Here is a 22,565-nt window from a genome sequence, read left to right on the forward strand (position 1 = left end):
CCCTCGATCGCAAAGATGGCAAGAATTGCATGAGGAAATCAGGAAAGCCTTTCGCTCGCGTCCGTATCTTCGTTGGTCTGACCGCGGCGGCTGTCGCCTGCGCGGTGACCACCGCAGCGGCAGCCCAAACTGAACCCTCCGGTCAAGGGCCGCACATCATTGTTGGCTCAAAGGCGTGCGCCACGCGGACCGCGGTATCGCGAATTCTCAATGCTCTTAGCTTTGCCGCCGTCTCGATATCGATAAAGGATGGTAAGGGAACCCGCGTCGATGTCGTCTTCGATGAGACGTCGACCCCCGTCGAAAACCTTCTCTCTCTGTATATATTGAGGGCGGCGATCGACGCCGTGGCCGGCGGGCAGAAGAGCCTGCTATCCTATGACATAGTATTGCCCAACAGAGAAAAATCGGAGTTCTCGGGTGCAACCCGCATCCTCGATGACGGTGTCTTCGCCATAGCGAAAGCGCTCCGCTTCAAAGCCGAAGGGCGCGAGAGAGATTTTAACATCGTATCGACTGGCTACACTAACGAATATCTTCAGATCTGTGCCAAACACTGAGGAGTGGAACGATGCCGGGTGCAAACGACATCACCATCAATGGAGTGACAGCAACCTGGGTCTCCACCGGCGGTTGGCAGGTGGCCCGCAACCCCTCCAAGAGTCTTCCCGCCGTCTTTATCACTGCCCGAACGAAGACCGAAGCGACCGCAGTTGTCAGCCTGCTTGCCGCTCCGCCGACGAACACGCGAGCTGCGTTGCTCTCATACTATAACGATAACCATTCTGTGCAGATCAATCTCACAGAGGTTGATGATCCTGGCCGTGGTGGCTACGCAACTTGGACCGGCATGAAGGCAATCCCCGGCAATCCGGGCGTCGCCGCACCTGTTTTGCCACGTGCTCAATTAAATGATGCAATACCCGATGTTTTTGCGAATGTGGAGCGCGGCAACTATGTGACCGTGCTCTCTGATCCAAAATACTTCAACGAAGCAATGGACATCAACATCAATGGGATAAAAGAGCTCGTGATCCATGAGCTCCTACATCCTTTTCTTGGTGGTCACATTTGGGGAACCGCAAATAATCCGACCAGTCAGCTCGTTGGTCAAGATCCCGTTATCAATCAAACATGGGCAGACTTGAACGAGCTTGGTATTATCCCTTTAGGTTATACTTCAGGCACGCCGACTTTACAGCAATATGTGAACTGGTACACCCTTCGCCTGCAGCGCGGAGGATCGAACGCGGCGGACCTTTGGGCCAAACCCATTCGATCGGCGGATTCTGACGCCTATATAGCGGCCTCGCAGATCGGCGCCACGATCGGGTCGACGATCGGGAGATATCTCTTCGACGGGAACATTGTTACGAGCACGCTCGGCGGCTCTGTGTTCGAGACCATCGGACAGAATATTGGCCAGTATCTGAGCACCTATGGCCTATCTGGGAAGATCAAGGTAGGCGACACGGTTGTATCGGTCCTTGACGACTTCGGTTCGGAGCTGGGAACGAATCTGAAAGAGGCGGCGATCGGCGCAGTCTCGTCTGCGTTGCTGATGGAGCTAGGCCGAGAACTCGGAATATCCGGGTTCGGCGCGGAGCTTCTCAATACAACTGGATCGACCATTCTCGGGAAAGTCCTCAACAATCTTGTCACTAACCCCAACGACCTGTTTGCTGGCCTGAATGGCAAAGGGCTCTTTGGCTCCGTGGGGCCGGATGGGGTCGCCACGGGCGGGATTCTCCCCGGTGCCATTGGCTCTTTCTTCGGCTCAAAGCTGGGCTCACTCATTCTTGCACCGAACAATACCGAAGGTGCCGTTCTTTCGTCGTTGGGCGCCAGCCTTGGCGTGGTCGCCCTGACGAGCGGCGCAACTACGTTGGGCCTCGGCTCGATCGCGGCCTCACTGTCCAGCATATTCGGCAGTATCTCCAATTTTGCCGTACCCTTCGTCGGCTCGCTCGTAGGCTTTTTGCTAGGATCTTTGATCGGTCGCCTTTTTGGTAAGAAGAAGCCGAGGATTCCTACTGCTTCAGCCGACATTTACCTGAATGTTGGAGCCGGTGGATGGTCGCTAGGCACCGTGACTGCTGCGAATAACGGCAATCGTGCGCTCGTAACAAACATGGCTTCCATCGCCCGTGACTCGATCAACTCACTTATCGCGCTGACGGTGAACGGCCAAGACATTGCAAACTTCGCCAATCCTACCCAACCACGGCAGAAATACGGTCACACCGGCTCGACTGTGTATTATGACGAATTGATCGGTGCCAGCTGGGTTCGACGCTACTCCGGTGATTCATCGAATACCGCAGTCGAACTTGGCGTAATGTCAGGGATCGCTGCGACCAGAATTCGGGGCGGTGACATCATTGTGAAGCGGGCGTTATATGGTACGCCCACGAACAGCTTCGCCGAGCTTGCAGGCCGGGCTCAGGTCGCTCAGGACTACGCCAAATATCTCAAGAATCCTGCGGCAATCAATGCGCTGATCGCCGGTGACCCCAGCTCCGCGTTTTCTGCGGGATGGATTGTTACCCTCATGCAGGCCGAGGAACTTGGATTGTCCTCCTATCGGCCGTCAGATTTCTTTGGGGGGCTGGCGGGCTTCGCAGAGAGTTTCGGGTTCGGCATTGGCGCCAAGCAAGGGCAGGTCGGTATCGGTTACGAGCACATCTCGCTCGCATTCGAAGGCTCGAGCCTCCGGATAAGTTCCAGCGACGGATCCGGCGCGTTTGACATTCTCTCGGGGTCTAACAACCTCGGTGTCTCGCAAGCGTCGTGGCAATCGGCTCTGATCGCGGATTTTGGTGCGAATGTCGGTTACACCCTTTGGGGAGGCGAGGCGACAGCGGGCAACGACATCTGGATTGCAAGCGGTAGCGGCTCGGCAGTGACGATGGACGATACCGGCACGCAGTGGGTCGGGTATTGGGATCCCTATTGGGGCAATTATTACCAGTATCCGATCACGGTAACGGGTGGCGACGACATCTTCGTTGGCTCCAGCTACAACGACGTCCTCTACGGGCGCAGTGGCTGGGACTGGCTGGACGGCGGTGCCGGCTACGATACGATCGACGGCGGCGACAATGACGACGTGCTTCTCGGGCGAGGCGACAAGGATCGGCTGTCGGGCGGTAGCGGCAATGACTATATCTCGGGTGGCGACGGCGATGATTATTTCTCGGACGCCAACAACACCTGGGGCCTTTATGGCAACGACGGGAACGACATCCTCGTCGGCGGCGCAGGTATGGATTCGCTTTATGGCGAGAATGGCGACGACACGATCATCGTCGACCAGGATGGCGGCGGGGTGTGGGACGCTCTTGGCGGTGCCAATGGCCAGGACACGCTGAGTTACGAGCGCTTCACCTCGGGCGTCTATGTTGATTTCTCGGTGCTGGGCGGCTGGTCGTGGGATCCGACCGCCAAATACATATACGGCGACGCGATCTCCGGCATGGAGAACCTGACGGGCAGTCAGTACGGCGACACGATCCTTGGCGATAGCATCGACAATGTCATCCGCGGCTTGGGAGGAAACGACTCTCTCTACGGCCGCGATGGCAATGATACCCTCGAAGGAGGGGCCGGCGGTGATTATCTTTCCGGCGATGGCGGGATCGACACCGCAAGCTATGCGAGTTCGAGCTCCGGCGTCCTGGTTGGACTTGCGGACGGAACCGCGCTTGGAGGTGACGCCAAGGGCGATTATTTTGTATCCATCGAGAACGTTACGGGATCGAAATTCAACGATGCACTGACCGGCGATTCCAACAGCAACGTACTCTCCGGCATGGCGGGCGATGATCGTTTTTATCTGAGTGCCGGTTATGATTTGCTGGACGGTGGCGACGGCGTCGACACACTGGACGCGAGCGGTGCGACGGCCGCACTGAGCCTCTACTTCGATGCGGGCTATTACGATCCATATTATGGCTATTACACGCCCGGAGCTGGCTGGGTGGCGAACGTGTCGACGCTGGGCACGACGACCTTTTCGAGCATCGAGAGCTTTGTCGGCACCGCTTTCGCGGACTGGATCTCAGGCGACAATGGCGACGAGGTGTATGAAGCTGGAGCCGGCAACGACACGCTTTACGGATCGGGCGGCTCGGATACCTACATCTTCGGGCGCGGCGATGGCTATGACAGCATCTCGGAGACCATCGACGGGGCCAACGGCATCATCCTGAAGGATGATATCAACTGGCGTGACGTCGCGATTTCGGGAGCGGCGTACAACGTCAATTATGGCAACCTGGTCGTCTCGATCCTGGGGACAGCCGATCAGATCGTGGTGGGCGGCAATTTCTCGTACGTGAACAGCGGTACGAATGCCGGCAATCACAACCATGCGATCAAGAGCCTCACGCTTGGCGGTGTCAGCACGGTCGACATCGACATGATCGACTGGACGCCCGCCGGGGCGCAGACAGATGCAGCGACGGTGGTCTACGGCGCGCAGAACCGGGCGGATCTGATCTTCGCTTATGGCGGTGCGGACGTGATCTACGCCGCGGGCAACAGCACGGCCTATGAGACGCGGGGCAACGTCATTTATGCCGGCGACGGCGACGACACGATCTACGGCAGCTATGGCGACGACCAGTACATCTTCGAGCGCGGCAACGGCGCGGACTGGCTGAGCGACTTTGGCGGTCTCGACACGATCGTGATGGGCCCTTCGGTGAGCGCCGACGATGTGATCTACCAGGTGGTGGTGACCAGCCCCGGTGTGAGTGCGGACCTCTATATCGGCCTGCGCGACCCCAACAATTCCAGCCTGACCGCGAGCCAGGTGGCCGATCGGATCCTGGTGTCCGGCGGCGGCACCAAGCTGGTGGGCATGTATTATGGGACCGAAAGCTACAATACGACCGAATATGTGCGCGTCGGCGGGCAGGAGATCGACCTGACCAAGGCGGGCATCAACTGGGAGACCAGCTATTACTACGACGGCGGCGGGTATTTCCCGGTCGCTCTGGATCTCGACGGGGACGGGATCGAGCTACGCTCGGTAAATGGCTCGCGGATCGCGAGCGTCGAGGGCGATGGCACGATCACGCGGGTCGGCTGGCTGGGTCAGGACGACGGGTTCCTCGCGCTTGATCGCAACGGCGATGGCGTGATCGACCGGATCGGCGAGATATCGTTCATCGGCGATGTCGAAGGCGCCAGGTCCGATCTCGAGGGGCTCGCTGCCTATGACAGCAACGGCGACGGCAAGCTCGATGCGTCGGACAAGCGCTTCGGCGAGTTCCAGGTGTGGCAGGACAAGAACCAGGATGGCTTTGGCTCGGCCGACGAGCTGGTGAGCATGGAACAGGCGGGTCTGCGCTCGATCAGCCTCAAGGGGCAGGCGACCGGGTTCACGCCGGCCGACGGGCTCGACAATGTCGTGCTGGCGACGTCCGAGATCGAGTGGGCGGATCCAACGCGAACAGGCACCGCGCACGATGTCATGCTGGCGCGGCTGCAGGTGCGCACCGATGGCGGCGATGTCGGGGCAAGTGGCGAGGGCGATCCGCTGGATGCGCTGCTCTACGGCGTGCAGGGACTCACCGAAGCACAGGTCGAGGCGATCCGGCAAACCAAGATCGCGGCCGCGAAGGATGGCGACGCCGGGCTGCTCTATCGGATCGAGACGCTGCTCGACAGTGGCGCGGCATCGAAGAACGGACTCTATACGCTTGATGCCGGGACGGCGGCGAGCCTATCGGCGACGGCGCGCCGGCACAACTTGCAGGATCCGTTTGCGACGAGCACGTGGACTCTGGCGGGCTCGGTCGAGGAAGGCGAGCGCGACACGAGCGGCGACGGCGCAGCGTTCACCAAACAGGTGCCGACCGACGCGCAGAAGGCGATGATCGCCGAGGTGCGCCAGAAGGTCGCTGCAGACAAGGCCGCGGCTGCCGCGACAGCCGTCGGTAAGGCGGCGCGCGATGCGACGAGCGAAGAGGCGCGTCCGGCGCCCAAGCCGCCCACGGCCGAGGAGCTGGCACGTTTGGCGGCGAAGGATCAGTTCCGGCTGCTCGGCACGGATACCGACCCCGAGACCGCCGCACGCCTCGCCGCCGAAGCCGCTAAAGCATCCAACGGGACCGGCCCGCAGGCGAGCCCGACAAGCGCGGCTCCCCACCTTACAGCGCTCACTGCGGCCAATGAGGACGAGAGTGAAGAGGCTCCCGTCACCGAAACGGCGCCGTCAGGAAGCACCGGCTACCGAGTGGCCGCGTCTGTCGACCAGCCATCGTCAGGCCAAGGACCCCAATCGACAGACAGCGTCAACGACAGCGCTTACGGCGTGGTGATCCGCACCGCCAATGCGCGCCTCGTCCAGGCACTCGCCAGCTTCGGCGAGATCCCCGCCATGATGACCACCTACCAGGGGCTCAACAGCGCCAATGACCCACAGGCCGCATGGCTCACCGTCGATGCCATGCCGTCCGTTCAAAAACTCGCCAGCATCCGCTAGAAGGTCGCTAAATTGCGCTCAGAGCATAGGATCCGCATCGATGAATGTTCAGACTACCACACCGCCGCTTCCACCTGCACCTCAGCCCCCGAAAACCATAAGTCAGGTGTTAGGCGAGATCACCTGGCTGCTTTCGCAAAGCCCGCTACACAAGAACCTGTTCATCGCGGACCTAGAATGGATGGTGATGCCTGCCATCTTGTTAGAGCAGTTCCGGATTTTCCACGGTCCCGACCAAAGGCCGGCGGGGCTGATCCTCTGGGGCTCGATATCGGACCAAACGGAGGAGCGGCTTCGCCAACAGCAGGTCCGTCTGGCCCCTCACGAATGGAAGGGAGGCCCAAATTTGTGGCTGATCGAGATGGTGGCTCCTTTCGGTGCCCAGGAGGAGATGCTGGCCGATGCGGCCGCCACAATTTTCAAAGGCAAGTCGTTCAAGTATCAAATCACAGGCCAAAATGGCGTTGAGGTGATCACGCACAATCCTAAATAGAGGGCGCTATGCATCGGGCATTGTATGTATCTATCCCGCTTGCACTCTCGTCGAGCGCTTGCGCAAGCATGCCAAATTCATGCCGTAACCTCTCCCAATCTGGCCATACCCGGCCAGTCGCTAACCTCCAGTGCTCAGCCGAGCAGGGCGACAAGACCGCCATGCTCGAACTGGGCAAACGATACGAGGAAGGTTTGGGCGTCAGCCAGGATCCTTCCCGAGCCGCCGCACTTTACCTCAAAGCTGCGACTGCCATCCCCGCGACGACGCCGATCTATTCTCCTCCCGTTCGTAGGGGCGGCAGCGGCCGAGTCATGTTTCTCACAAATCCGCACGCCGGCCCTGGCCTTGCAGAAGCGAAGTATCGGCTCGGTCGCCTCTATTTGCATGGCCGGGGTGTCAAGCCGAACAGCGACCGCGGCAACGCTTTGATCCGCGAAGCGGCCTCGCAAGGCTATGCTCCAGCGATCTCACACGTCCAGGGAAGTCCCGATCAACAGTAGCTGGTGCGCGCAACTTGCGAGGAATCTGAACTCTGCAGGTCGGCCGACCCGCGATTGAGCATCGGTTCAAGCAACAACGATTAGACAACCAGTGAGCAGTGGTTCGCAAGCAGTGCCCGTCGGCAGCGTCCGGGCTTTTAGGCAGGTCGGACAGCACCCGCGCCTAGCGAACAGGCTGTGCACGCTTGCAGAAATTCGAACCGGCGCAGCAGGGGAACCTTCCGTCGAATCTGCAGCAAAGTCCTGCAAAGTGCCACTGCAGCCTAGCCAAAAAACACCGTCTACGATGGTATTTGCGCGAGCATTCTTCGATAAAGTCAATGAACACAATAGCATGGGTCGATTGTCGAGATTGTGTCTCCCCGACCATTTAATCCGGATCGCGTTCCAACGGCGTCGCGGCAAGCACCTCGGGCTTGCCGTCCAGCGCCCGGACGAGCTTTTCCCGGTTCAGCTTGCCCTCCCAGCGCGCCACCACCAGTGTCGCGACGGCATTGCCGATGAAGTTGGTCAGGCTGCGGCATTCGCTCATGAATCGGTCGACGCCCAGGATCAGCGCCATGCCGGCCAGCGGCACCTTGGGGACGATGGCGAGCGTCGCCGCGAGGGTGATGAACCCCGCACCGGTCACGCCCGCGGCTCCCTTCGAGCTCAGCATCGCGACGGCCAGCAATCCTAGCTGTTCCCCGAGGGTCAGTTGCACGCCCGTCGCCTGCGCGATGAACAGCGCCGCCAGCGTCATATAGATATTGGTGCCGTCGAGATTGAACGAATAGCCGGTCGGCACGACCACGCCGACGACCTCTTTGTCGGCGCCGGCAACTTCCATCTTCTCGATCAGCGCCGGGAGCGCCGCCTCGGACGACGAGGTGCCAAGGACGAGCAGTAGCTCCGCACGCAGATAGCGCAGCAGCTTGATGATCGAGAAGCCGTTGAGCACCGCGACGATGCCTAGCACCACCAGCACGAAGAACGCCGAGGTAAAATAGAAGGTCGCGACGAGCTTGCCGAGGCTTAGCAAGGTGCCGACACCATATTTGCCGATGGTGAACGCCATCGCGCCGAACGCCCCCACGGGTGCCGCCCACATTACGATGGTCACCAATCGAAAGACGACGAGCGAGAGCCGCTCGAGCAAGTCCGTCACCGGACGCGCGGGTTCGCCGACCAAGGTCAGCGCGATACCGAACAGCACGGCGACGAACAGGATCTGGAGGATCGATCCGCTGGTGAAGGCCGAAGCGAGGGTGGTCGGAATGATCGCGACGAGGAAGCCGGTGATGCTACTCTCATGCGCTTTCTCCTCGAAGCCATGGACCTTGGCCGCGTCGAGCGTCGCGGGGTCGACGTGCATTCCCGCGCCAGGCTGGAACAGATGCGCGACGATCAGTCCTACGAACAGCGCGAGCGTCGAGAAAAACAGGAAATAGGCAAATGCCTTGAGCGCGACGCGGCCGAGCGATCCGAGCCCGTGCGAGCCGGCGATCCCGGTCACCACGGTCAGGAAGATCACCGCCGGGATCACCATCTTGACCAGCGCGATAAAGGCTTCGCCAAGCGGCTGCAGGGCGGCGCCGGTGGCAGGGGCAAGCCAACCAAGCAGAGCGCCCGAGACGATGCCGATTAGCACCCAGAAATAGAGCAGCCGCCACACGGGCGGACGCGAGCCGTCAGCGGCGATCAGCGCCATCGATCTTCCCCTAGGACGTTGGCCCATCATGCCCCGGGGAAGGCGGTGCCACAAACGAAAAGGGCGCCCCGCGAGGAGCGCCCTTCCGTGTCTTCAGCAGCGATCGCCAGCGGCGACTGCCCTTAAGATCAATGAATGTTGGCTTCAGCCTGGTCGTGCGCGTTGTCAGCGGCCTTGGCAGCGTTCTCGAGGACGGCTTCCTCGGCAACGTTGGTGGTGTTGTCGGCAGCTTCTTCATACGCGGTCGCGTTGGCTTCCTGGCTCTCGGCGACGTTCTCGGCAGTGGTGTTGGTGGTGCCGCCGCCGCACGCCGCGAGCGACATCAGGCCGGCGGTAGCAGCGACAATGAGGATCTTCTTCATCAGGGTTGCTCCCTTGGAAACTAAAACGTTTCGCTCCCGGCCCGTGCCGAAGGCGAAGCCGCTGAAATAGCGTTCGTTGCGATTCCGTCAATCGCAAATTCGACGAGTTGCAAAATTTCGGCCACTTTTTTGCCTCATTCAGGCCGTCCGAGCGCCTTGCGATGGAATGGGGGGCGTCATTCGTGTGTCGCTGGCACGCTGCCGATATCCTCCGGCGCGTTGGCGACGATCGCCAGCATTGCCGTCCACGCCGCGACATTCTGGCGCAGTTGTACGGGATCGATCTTGTCCAGCGTGTCGTCCGGGGTGTGGTGATAGTCGAAATAGCGCAAACCGGATTGCGACAGATCAATTCCGGCGACTCCGTTGCGCAGCACGGGTCCAACATCAGTGCCGCCATGTGCCGCACCGCGGCTGCGCGCGATGCCGATCGGGGCGAGCGCGGTCGCGAGCCGGTCTGCAATCGCTTTGGCACTGTCGGGCAGGTTGGTCTCGAAATTCCACACGCGGTCCGCGCCGAAATCCAATTCGGTGGCAAGAACATGGCGCTCGTTGGCATGCGCCTTGGCGTAGGCCTCGCCGCCAAAGCCGCCGACTTCTTCTGCGCCAAACCAAACAACGCGGATCGTCCGCCTGGGCTGGCCGGCATCCATGATATGCTTTGCGGCAGCTGTGGTGATCGCCACGCCCGAGGCGTCGTCGATCGCGCCGGTGCCCAGATCCCAGCTGTCGAGATGGCCGCCGATCAGCACGATCCCCGCACTCGGATCGCTACCAGGGACATCGGCAATGACATTGCCCAATTCTGCCTCGCCCTTGAACTGCGGCGTGACGAGCAATTTGAGGCGTACCGGACCGCGTTTGAACAGCCGTTCGAGTTGCTCGGCATCAGGAAGCGACAGCGCGGCTGCGGCGATCGGTTTGACGCCGTCCGCCCAGCTGGTGACGCCGGTGTGCGGATTGCGGTGATAATCGGTGCCGATCGAGCGGATCAGCACGGCAGCGGCGCCTTTGGTCGCAGCTAGGCTCGGTCCGGCACGCCGCGCGCCGCCGAACACGCCATATTGCGATCCGTCCTGCGTCGCTGTCATCGCATGGCTGATAAAGACGATCTTGCCCTTCACCGCCTCGGCCGGCGCGGCCTGCAGGTCGGCGAGCGTGGGGAAGTAGGCCACATCGGCTTCGACGCCCTTGGGTCCGGTCGATCCCGAATTACCCAGCGCCGCGATCGTCAGTTTCTGCGCCGACGGGCCGACGACTTCGGCCTTTTCCTCGCCGCGTACCCAGACCGGCATTTTGTAGGTCTCGATATGGACGTTCTTGAAGCCGAGCGCGGTGAGCTTCTTGACTGCCCAGGCCCTTGCGCGCCCTTCCGCCTCGGTCGCGGCAAGCCGCTGGCCGATTTCGGTGGTCAGTCCTTCGGTGATATCCCAGGCAAGCGTATCGCCGTTCAGCGCTGCATCGCGAAGCGCTGGCACGTCATAGGCCGTCTGGGCGAAGGCGGGCACGGAAAGGGCGAGTGCGGCGCTGGCCGCGAGCAGGAGGCGCTTGGTCATGGCGCGATGTGCTAATCGGCCCCGTAACATTTGCCAATGCGTTTACGTGTTTCCTTTTTGTTTCCGTGTTGGGCGCGTTGCCATTTGGCCCTTCGATCGCTACATCGCGCGCAAACTTCCCGCATTCCAAGCTACCGATCGGAGACCGCTAAGTGGCCGCCCAATACGCCTTCGTCATGAAGGACATGACCAAGACCTTCCCCGGCGCTCCCAAGCCGGTGCTGAGCAACATCAACCTGCAATTCTATCAGGGTGCCAAGATCGGCATCGTCGGCCCCAACGGCGCCGGCAAGTCGACGCTGATGAAAATCATGGCAGGCGTCGACAAGGACTTCACGGGCGAGGCATGGCCCGGCGAGAACATCACCGTCGGCTATCTCGAGCAGGAGCCCCAGCTCGATCCGACCAAGAACGTGCTCGAGAACGTGAAGCAGGGCGCCCGCGCCACTGCCGACCTCGTCGACCGCTTCAACGCGATCTCGGCAGAGATGGGCGATCCCAAGGACGACACCGATTTCGACGCGCTGATGGAGGAAATGGGAGAGCTTCAGGCCAAGATCGACGCAGTCGACGGCTGGAGCCTCGACAACCAGCTTGAAATCGCGATGGAAGCACTGCGTTGCCCTCCGTCGGACTGGCCGGTCGAGAATCTCTCGGGCGGTGAGAAGCGTCGCATCGCGCTCACCCGGCTGCTAATTCAGAAGCCGTCGATCCTGCTACTCGACGAACCGACCAACCATCTCGACGCCGAGAGCGTCCAGTGGCTCGAAAATCACCTCAAGGAATATGCCGGCGCGGTGCTGATGATCACCCACGATCGCTATTTCCTCGATAATGTCGTTGGCTGGATTCTCGAGATCGATCGCGGCAAGTATTTTCCCTACGAAGGCAATTACTCGACCTATCTCGAGAAGAAGTCGAAGCGCCTCGAACAGGAGGAGCGCGAGGAATCGAGCCGCCAGACCGCGATCAAGAACGAGCTCGAATGGATTCGCCAAGGCGCAAAGGCGCGCCAAACCAAGTCCAAAGCGCGTATCGCAAAGTTCGAGCAGCTCGTCGAAACGCAGAAGAACCGCCGGCCTAGCGGCGCCCAGATCGTCATCCAGGTGCCCGAGCGCCTTGGCGGCAAGGTCATCGAAGTCGAGAACATCTCCAAGGCCTATGGCGACAAGCTGCTGTTCGAGAACCTCTCCTTCACCTTGCCGGCCGGCGGCATCGTCGGTGTGATCGGCCCGAACGGCGCCGGCAAGTCGACGCTGTTCAAGATGATCACTGGGCAGGAGACTCCAGACAGCGGCACGATCGAGATGGGTTCGACCGTCCGGCTCGGCTATGTCGATCAGAGCCGAGATCACCTCGATCCCAAGAAGAACGTCTGGGAGGAAATCTCCGACGGGCTCGATTACATGAAGGTCAACGGCCACGACGCCTCGACCCGCGCCTATGTCGGTGCGTTCAACTTCAAGGGCGCTGACCAGCAGAAGAATGTCGGCAAGCTCTCGGGTGGTGAGCGCAACCGAGTCAACATCGCCAAGATGCTCAAACGCGGCGGCAACGTGTTGCTGCTCGACGAACCGACCAACGATCTCGACGTTGAGACGCTCGGCGCGCTGGAAGAGGCTATCGAGAATTTCGCGGGCTGCGCCGTGGTGATCAGCCACGATCGCTTCTTCCTCGATCGGCTGGCAACGCACATTCTCGCCTTCGAAGGCAACAGCCATGTCGAATGGTTCGAAGGCAATTTCGAAGCCTATGAGGAAGACAAGCGCCGCCGCCTCGGTGACGCTGCCGATCGTCCGACCGCGCTGTCGTACAAGAAGCTGACGCGCTGATATCCGCAGTGCCGCCCCGGCCGCGCGGCCGGGGCGTGCGCGTTCAGAAGCGCCGCGCGATTCCGAGATAGAGTTCGGCGTCCGGGCTTGCCGCGTTCAGTCCGGCGACTGCCCCGATGTCGAGCTGGAGGTCGTCTTGGGGCTGCCAGGTGAACGACAGGCTTGCCAGCGCCTGGGTGGCGTGGCCGCTCGGGTCCTCGTCGCGCAGCGCTTGGAATTCCAGCGCGCTGCTCACCGCGTCGCTGAGCGTCGCGCTCAGCCCGATCACCGTGCCGTAAGCGAGATGCCGCCCGCGCCGGTCGCTGTCCACTGCGGCGTCCACCTCCGGCGTCAGCGCGATGCCGATGCTGTCGCTAAGGCTGTAGCTCAGCGGCACGATCAGGCCAGCGCCCCAGTCCCCCGCGCCGATCGTTTCACCGCCCACCGGTAGCGTCGCGTACGGCATTACCGCAACCGAGAAGCCCGAGCCGTCGGGCTGGGAAAGATTGCGGCGCAGCGCGACCGTCACGTCGCCGGTGCCTGCACTATGGTTCACGCCGCCGCCGATCTTGTCTCGCGTGCGCACCGCGCCGAAGGCGGTCCAACCCAGTTGGACCTCGAGGTTGTCATTCACGCCGTAGCGTACGAGCAGGTCGCCTGCGGTCCAGCTATCGCTGCGTTCGCTAAAATCTTGCTCTAGCGTCCAGTCGATGCCGCCAAGCTCGACCACGGCATGTCCCGCATCGACCGTGCAGGCAGGCGTGCCGAGCCCGGGCCGGTCGGGACAGAGCGGGCGATCCTGCGCCTGGGCGATGCCCGGGGTGGCGAGCAGGGCCATGCCAAGAGCGGGGAGCAAGCGTTTCATCCTCCCATCATAGACCCAGCCGGGCGTAGAGCGATGCCAAATGAGGCGACAACTCAGCGAACGCGCTTTACGAACGCCCCGTCGTCACGTCGTTCGACCGCGAAATCGGGCACGGCCTCGAACAGGTCAGAGAGCCGGGCGAAGCCATAATTGCGTGTGTCGAAGCTCGATCGGTTGGCAGCGCGCTGGCCGATTTCGCTTAGACTGGCATAGCCGCCCGGATCGCGTCGCGAGGCTTGGTAAGCGTCGAACAGGATGCGCACCACCTCGGGATCTACCGTCCTGCCTGGCGCTTCGGGCAGCTTGGCCGCAACGCTCGGCACCTTTGTCTGCGGCTTTTCCAGCGTGTCGACGTCGATGAAGCGGTTGCAGGCCTGGCGAAACCCTTCCGGCGTAGTCGCGCGGCCGAAGCCGTAGACGGTCAGCCCGTCCTGGCGGATTCGCGTCACCAGCGGCATGAAATCGCTATCCGACGACATGATCCCGAACCCGGTGACTCGCCCGCTCGCCAGCAGGTCCATCGCGTCGATCGTCATCTTCATGTCGGTCGCGTTTTTCCCCTTGGTGAGGTCGAACTGCTGCTGCGGCTCCAGCGCGAAGCGCAGCGCGACTTCGCTCCAGCCCTTGAGCGCAGGCTTGCTCCAATTGCCATAGACGCGCCGGATGTTGACCGTGCCTAGATCGGCAAGCGCCGTGAGGACCGAGTTCGATCGCGCTGGCCGACGCATTGTCAGCATCGATCAGCAGCGCGACATTTCCGGTCGGAAGGTCCGGGTTCACGAAGCCCGAGGTCCTCGCGCCGCATCAACGCTCCACACGCCGCCGCCAGCCGCCGCCAGGTAGAGGAAGAGGAAGCAATAAAGCAGGATCGCCTCGCCGCCGTTCTCCGCCGGGAAGAAGCCCTTGGGCGCGTGCATCATGAAATAGCCGACAGCGCACATGCCCGAGGCAATGAACGCCACGGGACGCGTGAACAACCCGATCAGCAGCAGCGCGCCGCCAACTAGCTCGATCGCACCGGCGGCAAGCAGCAAAGGCGGCAGGGGAGCGGGCATGGGGAAGGGCGGAAGCCCGAAATATTTGGACGTGCCGTGCTGCAGGAAAGCGAGCCCGGCAACAATGCGTAGCACACTCAACAAACGCGGGGGCCAGCTAGCGGGAATCGGCATGGGTTCCTCCTCTCGTTGGGGCGCCGTGAGAGCTTGCGCCGTTTCGAAAGCGGAACCTTCCATTTGCTGCCGCCCCGGTCAATCCAGGCGGCAGAAACCGTGCGTTTCAAGCCTACGCGGTGAAACGCTTGGTAAACCCTTTATGCGCTTTTTCCTCATCGGCGGGATAGGCTTCGACATGGTCGATCCGCGCGAGCGGCGGGCCTTCGCGCACACCGTCGAGTAAGGCCTGGAGCGGCTCTTCGGGCCCTGCGGCGAAGATCTCGACGCGCCCGTCGCGCAGATTGCGCACCCAGCCGGTCAATCCCGATCGCTGCGCTGTCCGCACCACCCAGTCGCGGAAGCCGACGCCCTGCACGCGTCCGGTAACGAAAATCCTTTGTGTCGCCATGGTCCCCACGCTCAACTCGAGCTCGCCCAAATGCGGGCGCCCTGTCACCGTCTTTACCATCGCGCGGTCCGTGGGAAGAGGGAGGCGAGTCGTTTCGCCGCATCCCAGGCACGCATCACGGCCGATGGCTCAGGGGTAATCGATTGCAATCACTTCATATTCGCGCTCGCCCCCGGGCAGTGTCACCCGGCGCAGGTCGCCCAGCGCCGCGCCGCGCAGCGCCGACGCGATCGGCGCGTTCCAGCCGACCATGCCCTTTCCGGCATCCGCCTCGTCGTCGCCGACCAGCGTGAGCGTTCGCCGGTTGTCGTCCTCGTCGGCGATCTGCACCGTGGCCCCGAACCATATGCGCGTCCGATCTGCCTGCTGTGCGGGATCGACGACCTTGGCGGCCTTCATCCGCTTCGACAGCCAGCCCAGCCGCCGGTCGATCTCGCGCAGCCGCTTGCGGCCGTAGATGTAGTCGCCATTCTCCGAACGATCGCCATTGCCCGCCGCCCAGGCGATCGTCTCGACCAGCTGCGGCCGCTCGGTGCCGAACAGCGCCTCATATTCGGTGCGAAGCGCGGCATAGCCCGCCGGCGTGATGTAATTGGGGCGCGGTTCCATCCCTCCGGGCTATCAGCCCGGCTTGTTCTTGCCCAGATACCAGCTGAGATTGGCCGGGCCGCGGCTGCGGGCATGCTCGGGGTTGAGCAGATCGTAGACCACGGCATTCTCCAGCACCCGCTGGACGTAATTCTTGGTCTCGTAGATCGGGATTGCCTCGACCCAGCGGACCATGTCGCCGCCCGGCAAGCGCGGATCGCCATTGGCGCGAATCCACTTGTTCACATTGCCCGGCCCAGCATTGTACGCAGCCACGGCGAGCGGATAGCTGCCGTAGAGGGCGAACATCCGCTGGAAATAGGTCGAGCCGAGCTGGATGTTGTAATCGGTGTCGCTGACCAGCGAGTCCATGTTGTAGCCCAGACCCAGCTTGCCAGCGGTCTCGCGCGCCGTGCCCGGCATTAGCTGCATTAGCCCGCGCGCGCCGGCATGGCTTACCGCGGCGCGATCGAACTGGCTTTCCTGCCGCGCGATCGCGTGGACGATCGTCCAATAATCGCGGTGCGTTTCGGGAACGCGCACCGTGGGATAGCCCGCCGCAGTATAGTCGGAGAGCCCGTTCTGGAGCGCGCTGCGCCCGACCATCACGCCCAGATCGGGCCGGCCGATCGTGCGGCTGAGCTCGTTGGCGAGAACATGGTCGCTGTCGGTCTTTGCGTCGGCGGCGATCTGGCGAACGAACAGGCTCTGGCCTTGGCGATCGCCGATCGTCCCGAGATACTGTGTCGCGCGCACGGTCTCTCTGCGGAAGAAGGCGTCGCGCGTCGCGACGTCGATCGGGCGCGCGCCCATCTCGGGCGGACGCCGCAGCGGCTGCGACAGTCGTTCGCTAGCGAGCTGACCGTAATACAGGTCGGGGAACCCAGCGGCCTTGGCGTAAAAGCCCTGCGCGCCGGCCTGGTTGCCTGCCGCCTCGGCCGCGCGACCCGCCCAATAGAGACCCTTGGACTGAGTCGTTGGCGATTTCGACCCGCGCGAATAGCGGTCGAACATGCCGGTGGCGTCGCCCGGGCGGTTGAGCTTGTCGAGCGCAGTGGTGCCGGCGAGCCAGGTGAGGCTGGTATAGTCGTCGCGCTCGCCCAGCGGCATCTCGGCCACGTCCTCGCCGGGCGCGACAGCATCGTCCACCTGGCTGGCGATTTGATAGGCTAGGCTGAATTGGCCATCGGCCGCGGCGCCGCGTGCCGCGGTCAGCAGCACTTCGTACCAGGCTTCGAGATCGCCAGGGTAGGAGGTCAGCCGCGGCCGTTGCGCCAGATAGCTGCGCATCGCCGGGCTGTTGCCGGTGTCGCGCAGCCAACGTGCGCGATCGCCGATATAGCCTGGATCGGTATTGCCAAGCCCGAACACGGCGTCACCCTTTGTCGCCGCATCGATCGCCTTGGTGCGATAGGCGATCCGCGCCTCGAACACGGGACGCCTGGCGGGCGAAACCCAGGCGAGCTGGCGCTGGGCGGAGGCGATCGAGCCCTGCCACAGCAGCATGTCCATCCGCGCATCATGATCGGCGGGGCGGAGAGCGCCCAGGAAGGCGCTGCTCAAGCGTGCCTCATCGGCCGTGCGCATCACGCCCGAACGCCATGCCGTGCGCGCCTGCTCCTCGGCCTCGCCGCGCCGACCCGAAGCAGCGAGCGCTTCGGCATAGCGCAGGCGACCGGCGGCAGTCAGCGGCGGGAAGCGTTGGAAAAATCGCGTGACCAATCCGGGATCGGATGCACCGCTGGGCAGAACCGTCTCCGCGGCAGCGCGCCGGCTCTTCTCGCCGGGCCAGCCGGGGTGGACGAGCAGGAAATTGGCGTAATCGGCAAAGGGCCAATTATCCGACTGCTGAAGCCGCCGCCATTCCACCAGCGTGCCCGAAAGCTCGCCGCCCTGGCCATAGCCCGGTGTGGTCTGCGCAGTGCCGATCAGGGCGCTTTTGAGCGCACCGATCTGGTCCTGCGCGAGCTGCGAGGAAGCCGCCAGACCGGAAACACCGGCCAGCAACATGGTACTCTTGAACAACGGACCCAGCATACTGGACATGATACGCAACCCCCGCCTATCTGCCAGCCTGTTTTTACCCGTATCAGGATGAACGTACCATGTTCTCGGGCTCGATTCCGGCGCTCGTGACGCCATTTCGCGACGGTGCCTTCGCAGAAGAGGATTTCCGGGCGCTGGTAGAGTGGCAGATCGAGCAGGGCTCGGCCGGGCTCGTGCCGTGCGGCACCACCGGCGAGGCTGCGACGATGCCCAAGGATGAGCATTTCCAGGTCGTCCGCGCCTGCGCCGAGCAGGCCAGGGGCAGGGTGCCGGTGCTCGCCGGCGCCGGATCGAACGACACCCGCGTGGCCATCGCCAATGTTCAGGCCGCCAAGGAGGCAGGCGCCGACGCGGTGCTGATGGTGCCGCCTTATTATAACCGCCCGAGCCAGGAAGGCATTTTCCGCCATTTCGAGGCGATCGCGAAGGAAGCGGCGCTGCCAGTGGTGCTCTATAACGTGCCCGGCCGCACCGTGACCGACATCCAGCCAGCCACGATGGCGCGGATCGTCCAGGCATTTCCGAGCATCTTCATCGGCGTGAAGGACGCCACCGGCGCACTGGCACGCGTCTCCGAGCAGCGCGCGGGCTGCGGCAAGGATTTCATCCAGCTTTCGGGCAATGACGAAACCGCGCTTGCCTTCAATGCTATGGGCGGCACCGGCTGCATCTCGGTCTCGGCCAATGTCGCGCCGAAGCTCTGCGCCGACTTCCAGGCTGCCTGGGCCGCCGGCGATACGGCGCGTGCGCTCGACCTCCACGATCGGCTCTATCCACTGCATCTCGCGATGTTCACGGATGCCTCGCCCGGCCCGGTGAAGTACGCGGTCGGCCGGGTGCGCCCCGGTTTCCCTCAGGAGATTCGCTTGCCGATGACCGAGGCCAGCGACGCCAGCCGCGCAGCCGTCGAGGCCGCGCTGGCGCATGCCGGGCTGATCTAACCGCGAAAAGTCGCAAAGGTCACGGTTGTGAGACGGCGAGCCGGGCAATCGACGCTCGCTTGACACGAAAGCGGGTTCGCGAAATCAACCATTCCGCGTAAGTCATTGCGACAAGGAGAATATCTTCTTTGCTCGCTTGACACATGTAGGAACCACGCGCCGCGGAGGCACCGCCTTTGCGCATGTCACGCGCCGCCGACGCGTCTCCTGCGCCTCACCGGCGCGTCTCCAACGCCACACCGGCGCCTCACCGCGCCGCGCCTGCAGAATCTTCGACGATACCAAAGAGCGAAAACCGTCCACCACAGGTAATGCTTCCGCTCGCGCGTTCAATGTTTGTTCCAAATTGCGCTTGCGCCGCGCTGTTGCGGAGGCCGGTGAGAAGCATGGCGAACAAGCCGCTGGCGTTTCCCCGCTTGCGACCCTACATGCCCACCTCCCATGGCCCGTCCTCGCCCCGCTACCTTCGAGAAAGTGAAGACCGTCGCCGAGAACCGGCGCGCGCGGTTCGAATATTTCATCGAGACGGTCTATGAGGCGGGGCTGGCGCTGACCGGCACCGAAGTGAAGTCGCTGCGCTTCGGCGAGGGCTCGATCGCCGAGGCCTATGCCGAAGTGAAGGAAAACGGCGTCTGGCTGGTCAACGCCAACATTCCCGAATTCAGCCATGGCAACCGCTTCAACCACGAGCCCAAACGCCCGCGTAAATTGCTCCTTCACGAGCGCGAGATAAACAAGCTCCACGGCGCCGTTGCCCGCGAAGGCATGACGCTGGTGCCGCTTTCCATCTATTTTAATGGAAGAGGGCGCGCGAAGGTCGAGCTGGCGCTGGCGAAGGGCAAGAAGACGCATGACAAGCGCGAGTCGATCAAGGAACGCGACTGGAAGCGCGAGCAAGGCCGGATCCTGCGCGACCGTGGTTGAGCGCGGCATCGGTCCGCGCTTCCACGCCTGGGTCCAGCGCAACCTGCCCACGCGCGAGAGTTTCGAATCCAACCGCTGGCTCAAGCCGATCGCGCACCGCATCCTGCACTCGTCGCTGTGGCGGATGACGCGGCGTTCGGTCCCGCGCGGCGTCGCGCTCGGCATGTTCACCGGCATCCTGATCCCGATGGGTCAGATCCCGGCATCGGCGGTGCTCGCGCTGCCGCTGCGCGCGAACGTGCCCGCTGCGGCGCTGACGACCTTCTTCACCAACCCACTGACCACACCGTTGCTTCTGCTGCTCTATTACAAGGTCGGCGGCTGGGTGCTGAGCCTTGGCGGAGCTCCCGCGGTCGTCGCCAGCACGGCGGGGGCTGGTGGCGGCTGGCTCCACTGGCTCGCCGCCGATGTCGGCCTGCCCACCGCGGTCGGCATGGCGATCTGCGCGGTGCTGGGCGGCGTCCTCGGCTATGCGATCGCGGCACTGGGGTGGCGGCTGTGGATCGTGCGCAAGTGGAAGAAGCGCTCCGCCCGCGCCGCCTAGACACTGCGTTCAGCCGGGGCTTTCCATCGGCCAATTGACGCCGCGTACCATCGGCCTAAGACAGCGCCTTTCTCCTGTCCGAGGGCTTTGTCATGCGTCTTCCGTTGCTTGCCACCACCTTCCTTGCCGCGCCCGCGCTTCTTGCGGGCTGTGCCCATGACACGCCGCCCGCCGCCGAAGCCGCGCAGACCGCCACCGTAGCCCAGGCGGCAGTCGGCCCGGTCGCCCCCGAATCGGCACGCAAGCCGCAGATCGGCGATTATGGTTTCGACGCGGCCGGCATGGACCGCACGATCGCGCCGGGCGACGATTTCTACGGCTATGCCAACGGCACCTGGGCCAAGTCGACGCCGATCCCGGCGGACAAATCGAACTTCGGCATGTTCTCGGTGCTCGACGATCTCTCGCGCCAGCGCACGCATGACATCCTGGAAGCCGCCAAGGGCGATGCGAACTCTAAGATCGGCGTTGCCTATGCGACCTATCTCGATACTGCGGCGATCGACGCCAAGGGCCTTGCGCCGATCCAGCCCTGGCTGAACAAGATCAAGGGCACGACCAAGGCCGGCCTGCCCGCGCTCTATGCCGAGGCGGACCGCAACGGCGTGCGCGGGCTGTTCGGCTCCTATGTCGGGCAGGACGACAAGAACCCCGAAGTCTACGCGCTGAGCCTCGGCCAGGGCGGCTTGGGCATGCCCGATCGCGACTATTACCTCTCCAAGGACGCCAAGCTCGCCGAGACCAAGGCGGCATATGAGAAGCACCTCACCAACGTCCTGACCCTCGCCGGCGAACCCAATGCCGCAGCGCGCGCCAAGGCAATCGTCGCGCTCGAAACCAAGATTGCGGCCGCCCATTGGACCCGGGTCGAGAGCCGTGACGCCAACAAGACCTATAACAAGATGACCGTTGCTGCGCTGGAACGGAAGGCGCCGGGCTTCGACTTCAAGACCTATTTCGCCGGCATCGGCGCGCCGGTCGACACGGTGATCGTCGCCCAGCCCAGCGCGATCACCGGCATCGCGGCGCTGGTCCGCGCCACCCCGGTCGACGTGCTCAAGGACCAACTCCTCGTGCGCAGCCTCGACAATTTCGCCGATGTGCTGCCGTCGCGCTTCGATAAGGAGAATTTCGCCTTCTACGGCACCGTACTGTCGGGCACGCCCGAGCAGGAAGCCCGCTGGAAGCGCGCAGTCGACTTCACCACCGGCGCGATCTCGGATGATGTCAGCCAGGTCTATGTCGCGAAGTACTTCCCCCCGAAACCAAGGCCGCGGCGGACACCCTGGTGAAGAACATCATCGCCGCGATGGATCAGCGGATCGACAAGCTCGACTGGATGGCGCCCGAGACCAAGGTGAAAGCGCACCAGAAGCTCGCCGCCTTCACGCCCAAAATCGGCTATCCCGATCGCTGGAAGGATTATTCCAACCTCCAGATCGTTGCCGGCGATGCCTTTGGCAACAATGTGCGCGCCAACAACTGGGCGCATGAAGAGAATGTCAGCCATCTCGGCAAGCCGCTCCAGCGCTGGGAATGGGGCATGACGCCGATGGAAGTGAACGCCTATGCCAATCCCGGCATGGTCGAGATCGTCTTCCCGGCCGCGATCCTCCAGCCGCCGTTCTTCGATCCGCTCGCCGACCCCGCGATCAATTATGGCGGTATCGGCGCTGTCATCGGCCATGAACTCAGCCATCATTTCGACGATCAGGGCGCCAAATACGACATGCATGGCCGCCTCACCGACTGGTGGACGCCGGCGGACGTGACGGCGTTCAAGGCGCGGACCGATGCGCTGGCGGCGCAATATGACAAATATGAGCCGCTTCCCGGCATGCATGTCCAGGGCAAGCTGACGCTGGGCGAGAACACCGCCGATCTCGCCGGCCTGACCGTGGCATATGACGCCTATCAGAAGTCGCTCGCCGGCACCCCGGCGCCGATGATCGACGGCACCACCGGCGATCAGCGCTTCTATTTCGGCTGGGCCCAAGTGTGGCGGCGCAATTATCGCGAGGCCAATCTGCGCCAGCGCCTGCTCACCGATCCGCACTCGCCCTCCGAACAGCGCGCCTGGGTCGTCCGCAACCTCGATCCCTGGTACGGCGCCTTCGCGCCCACTCCGGGCTCGCGGCTGTTCCTTACGCCTGAGCAGCGCGTCCGCATCTGGTAAGCCTGTCCACTCC

16 protein-coding genes and 2 pseudogenes are annotated in these 22,565 nt (G+C 62.9%); 9 read left to right on the forward strand and 9 right to left on the reverse strand.

Annotation, left to right across the window (positions count from 1 at the left end):
* Positions 1–29 precede the first annotated feature (29 nt).
* The 4 genes from AB2M62_RS07425 to AB2M62_RS07440 all read left to right on the forward strand — a co-directional run bounded on the left by AB2M62_RS07425 (position 30) and on the right by AB2M62_RS07440 (position 7,489).
* Entirely contained in the window at positions 30–560 is a 531-nt protein-coding gene (locus AB2M62_RS07425; RefSeq protein ID WP_404338974.1) for a hypothetical protein, read from the forward strand.
* An 11-nt stretch (positions 561–571) separates the two neighbouring features.
* Positions 572–6,493, forward strand: coding sequence for a hypothetical protein (locus AB2M62_RS07430; protein WP_404338976.1), 5,922 nt, complete (start codon positions 572–574; stop codon positions 6,491–6,493).
* A 40-nt stretch (positions 6,494–6,533) separates the two neighbouring features.
* The gene (locus AB2M62_RS07435; protein ID WP_404338978.1) at positions 6,534–6,986 is read left to right on the forward strand and encodes a toxin-activating lysine-acyltransferase; all 453 of its coding nucleotides are present in this window, start codon (positions 6,534–6,536) and stop codon (positions 6,984–6,986) included.
* A 161-nt stretch (positions 6,987–7,147) separates the two neighbouring features.
* Positions 7,148–7,489 (forward strand): tetratricopeptide repeat protein, encoded by a 342-nt coding sequence (locus tag AB2M62_RS07440; RefSeq protein WP_404338980.1) that lies wholly within the window; start codon positions 7,148–7,150, stop codon positions 7,487–7,489.
* 370 nt (positions 7,490–7,859) lie between these two features.
* Here AB2M62_RS07440 and AB2M62_RS07445 read toward each other — a convergent pair whose 3' ends face one another.
* From AB2M62_RS07445 to AB2M62_RS07455, 3 genes are all read right to left on the reverse strand, one after another.
* Entirely contained in the window at positions 7,860–9,179 is a 1,320-nt protein-coding gene (locus tag AB2M62_RS07445) for a dicarboxylate/amino acid:cation symporter (RefSeq protein WP_404338982.1), read from the reverse strand.
* Positions 9,180–9,307: 128 nt separating this feature from the next.
* Complete coding sequence (locus AB2M62_RS07450; protein WP_404338984.1) at positions 9,308–9,541, reverse strand: hypothetical protein; 234 nt, start codon at positions 9,539–9,541, stop codon at positions 9,308–9,310.
* Between the two features lie 176 nt (positions 9,542–9,717).
* On the reverse strand, positions 9,718–11,097 hold the full coding sequence (locus AB2M62_RS07455) for a M20/M25/M40 family metallo-hydrolase (protein ID WP_404338986.1): 1,380 nt from the start codon (positions 11,095–11,097) through the stop codon (positions 9,718–9,720).
* Positions 11,098–11,249: 152 nt separating this feature from the next.
* Between AB2M62_RS07455 and ettA the strand changes: the two genes are divergently transcribed.
* Entirely contained in the window at positions 11,250–12,929 is a 1,680-nt protein-coding gene (gene ettA, locus AB2M62_RS07460) for an energy-dependent translational throttle protein EttA (RefSeq protein ID WP_404338988.1), read from the forward strand.
* Positions 12,930–12,972: 43 nt separating this feature from the next.
* Here the strand turns inward: ettA and AB2M62_RS07465 are convergent, their stop codons facing one another.
* The 6 genes and pseudogenes from AB2M62_RS07465 to AB2M62_RS07490 all read right to left on the reverse strand — a co-directional run bounded on the left by AB2M62_RS07465 (position 12,973) and on the right by AB2M62_RS07490 (position 17,958).
* A complete protein-coding gene (locus AB2M62_RS07465) occupies positions 12,973–13,773 on the reverse strand; it encodes a transporter (protein ID WP_404338990.1) in 801 nt (266 codons plus the stop codon).
* 53 nt (positions 13,774–13,826) lie between these two features.
* Positions 13,827–14,553, reverse strand: a pseudogene (locus AB2M62_RS07470) (NYN domain-containing protein).
* Positions 14,550–14,942, reverse strand: a complete 393-nt coding sequence (locus tag AB2M62_RS07475) for a DoxX family protein (protein WP_404338992.1) — start codon at positions 14,940–14,942, stop codon at positions 14,550–14,552. Before AB2M62_RS07475 ends, AB2M62_RS07470 begins: the two are co-directional and overlap by 4 nt.
* Positions 14,943–15,054: 112 nt before the next feature.
* Positions 15,055–15,333 carry an acylphosphatase gene (locus AB2M62_RS07480; RefSeq protein WP_404338994.1) on the reverse strand — a complete coding sequence of 93 codons (279 nt, stop codon included), beginning with the start codon at positions 15,331–15,333 and terminating at the stop codon, positions 15,055–15,057.
* A gap of 129 nt (positions 15,334–15,462) precedes the next feature.
* Positions 15,463–15,942, reverse strand: coding sequence for a transcription elongation factor GreB (gene greB / locus AB2M62_RS07485; protein ID WP_404338996.1), 480 nt, complete (start codon positions 15,940–15,942; stop codon positions 15,463–15,465).
* 12 nt (positions 15,943–15,954) lie between these two features.
* Positions 15,955–17,958, reverse strand: coding sequence for a lytic transglycosylase domain-containing protein (locus AB2M62_RS07490; protein WP_404339849.1), 2,004 nt, complete (start codon positions 17,956–17,958; stop codon positions 15,955–15,957).
* Between the two features lie 68 nt (positions 17,959–18,026).
* On the opposite strand from AB2M62_RS07490, the gene dapA reads away from it, so the two are divergent.
* The 4 genes and pseudogenes from dapA to AB2M62_RS07510 all read left to right on the forward strand — a co-directional run bounded on the left by dapA (position 18,027) and on the right by AB2M62_RS07510 (position 22,552).
* Complete coding sequence (dapA, locus tag AB2M62_RS07495) at positions 18,027–18,908, forward strand: 4-hydroxy-tetrahydrodipicolinate synthase (RefSeq protein ID WP_404338998.1); 882 nt, start codon at positions 18,027–18,029, stop codon at positions 18,906–18,908.
* 441 nt (positions 18,909–19,349) lie between these two features.
* Positions 19,350–19,832 carry an SsrA-binding protein SmpB gene (gene smpB / locus AB2M62_RS07500; protein WP_404339000.1) on the forward strand — a complete coding sequence of 161 codons (483 nt, stop codon included), beginning with the start codon at positions 19,350–19,352 and terminating at the stop codon, positions 19,830–19,832.
* Entirely contained in the window at positions 19,825–20,376 is a 552-nt protein-coding gene (locus tag AB2M62_RS07505; protein WP_404339002.1) for a DUF2062 domain-containing protein, read from the forward strand. The genes smpB and AB2M62_RS07505 overlap by 8 nt, the downstream gene beginning before the upstream one ends.
* 92 nt (positions 20,377–20,468) lie before the next feature.
* Positions 20,469–22,552, forward strand: a pseudogene (locus tag AB2M62_RS07510) (M13 family metallopeptidase).
* Positions 22,553–22,565: the final 13 nt, after the last annotated feature.

Source organism: Sphingomonas sp. MMS12-HWE2-04 (assembly GCF_044881185.1).
Lineage (GTDB): Bacteria > Pseudomonadota > Alphaproteobacteria > Sphingomonadales > Sphingomonadaceae > Sphingomonas.

What these genes read in the sequence shown, in the direction of transcription:
- AB2M62_RS07425 (WP_404338974.1), top strand. Translation starts at nt 30, where the DNA reads ATGAGGAAATCAGGAAAGCCTTTCGCTCGCGTCCGTATCTTCGTTGGT.
- AB2M62_RS07430 (WP_404338976.1), top strand. Translation starts at nt 572, where the DNA reads ATGCCGGGTGCAAACGACATCACCATCAATGGAGTGACAGCAACCTGG.
- AB2M62_RS07435 (WP_404338978.1), top strand. Translation starts at nt 6,534, where the DNA reads ATGAATGTTCAGACTACCACACCGCCGCTTCCACCTGCACCTCAGCCC.
- AB2M62_RS07440 (WP_404338980.1), top strand. Translation starts at nt 7,148, where the DNA reads ATGCTCGAACTGGGCAAACGATACGAGGAAGGTTTGGGCGTCAGCCAG.
- AB2M62_RS07445 (WP_404338982.1), bottom strand. Translation starts at nt 9,179, where the DNA reads ATGGCGCTGATCGCCGCTGACGGCTCGCGTCCGCCCGTGTGGCGGCTG.
- AB2M62_RS07450 (WP_404338984.1), bottom strand. Translation starts at nt 9,541, where the DNA reads ATGAAGAAGATCCTCATTGTCGCTGCTACCGCCGGCCTGATGTCGCTC.
- AB2M62_RS07455 (WP_404338986.1), bottom strand. Translation starts at nt 11,097, where the DNA reads ATGACCAAGCGCCTCCTGCTCGCGGCCAGCGCCGCACTCGCCCTTTCC.
- AB2M62_RS07465 (WP_404338990.1), bottom strand. Translation starts at nt 13,773, where the DNA reads ATGAAACGCTTGCTCCCCGCTCTTGGCATGGCCCTGCTCGCCACCCCG.
- AB2M62_RS07475 (WP_404338992.1), bottom strand. Translation starts at nt 14,942, where the DNA reads ATGCCGATTCCCGCTAGCTGGCCCCCGCGTTTGTTGAGTGTGCTACGC.
- AB2M62_RS07480 (WP_404338994.1), bottom strand. Translation starts at nt 15,333, where the DNA reads ATGGCGACACAAAGGATTTTCGTTACCGGACGCGTGCAGGGCGTCGGC.
- greB (WP_404338996.1), bottom strand. Translation starts at nt 15,942, where the DNA reads ATGGAACCGCGCCCCAATTACATCACGCCGGCGGGCTATGCCGCGCTT.
- AB2M62_RS07490 (WP_404339849.1), bottom strand. Translation starts at nt 17,958, where the DNA reads ATGCTGGGTCCGTTGTTCAAGAGTACCATGTTGCTGGCCGGTGTTTCC.
- dapA (WP_404338998.1), top strand. Translation starts at nt 18,027, where the DNA reads ATGTTCTCGGGCTCGATTCCGGCGCTCGTGACGCCATTTCGCGACGGT.
- smpB (WP_404339000.1), top strand. Translation starts at nt 19,350, where the DNA reads ATGGCCCGTCCTCGCCCCGCTACCTTCGAGAAAGTGAAGACCGTCGCC.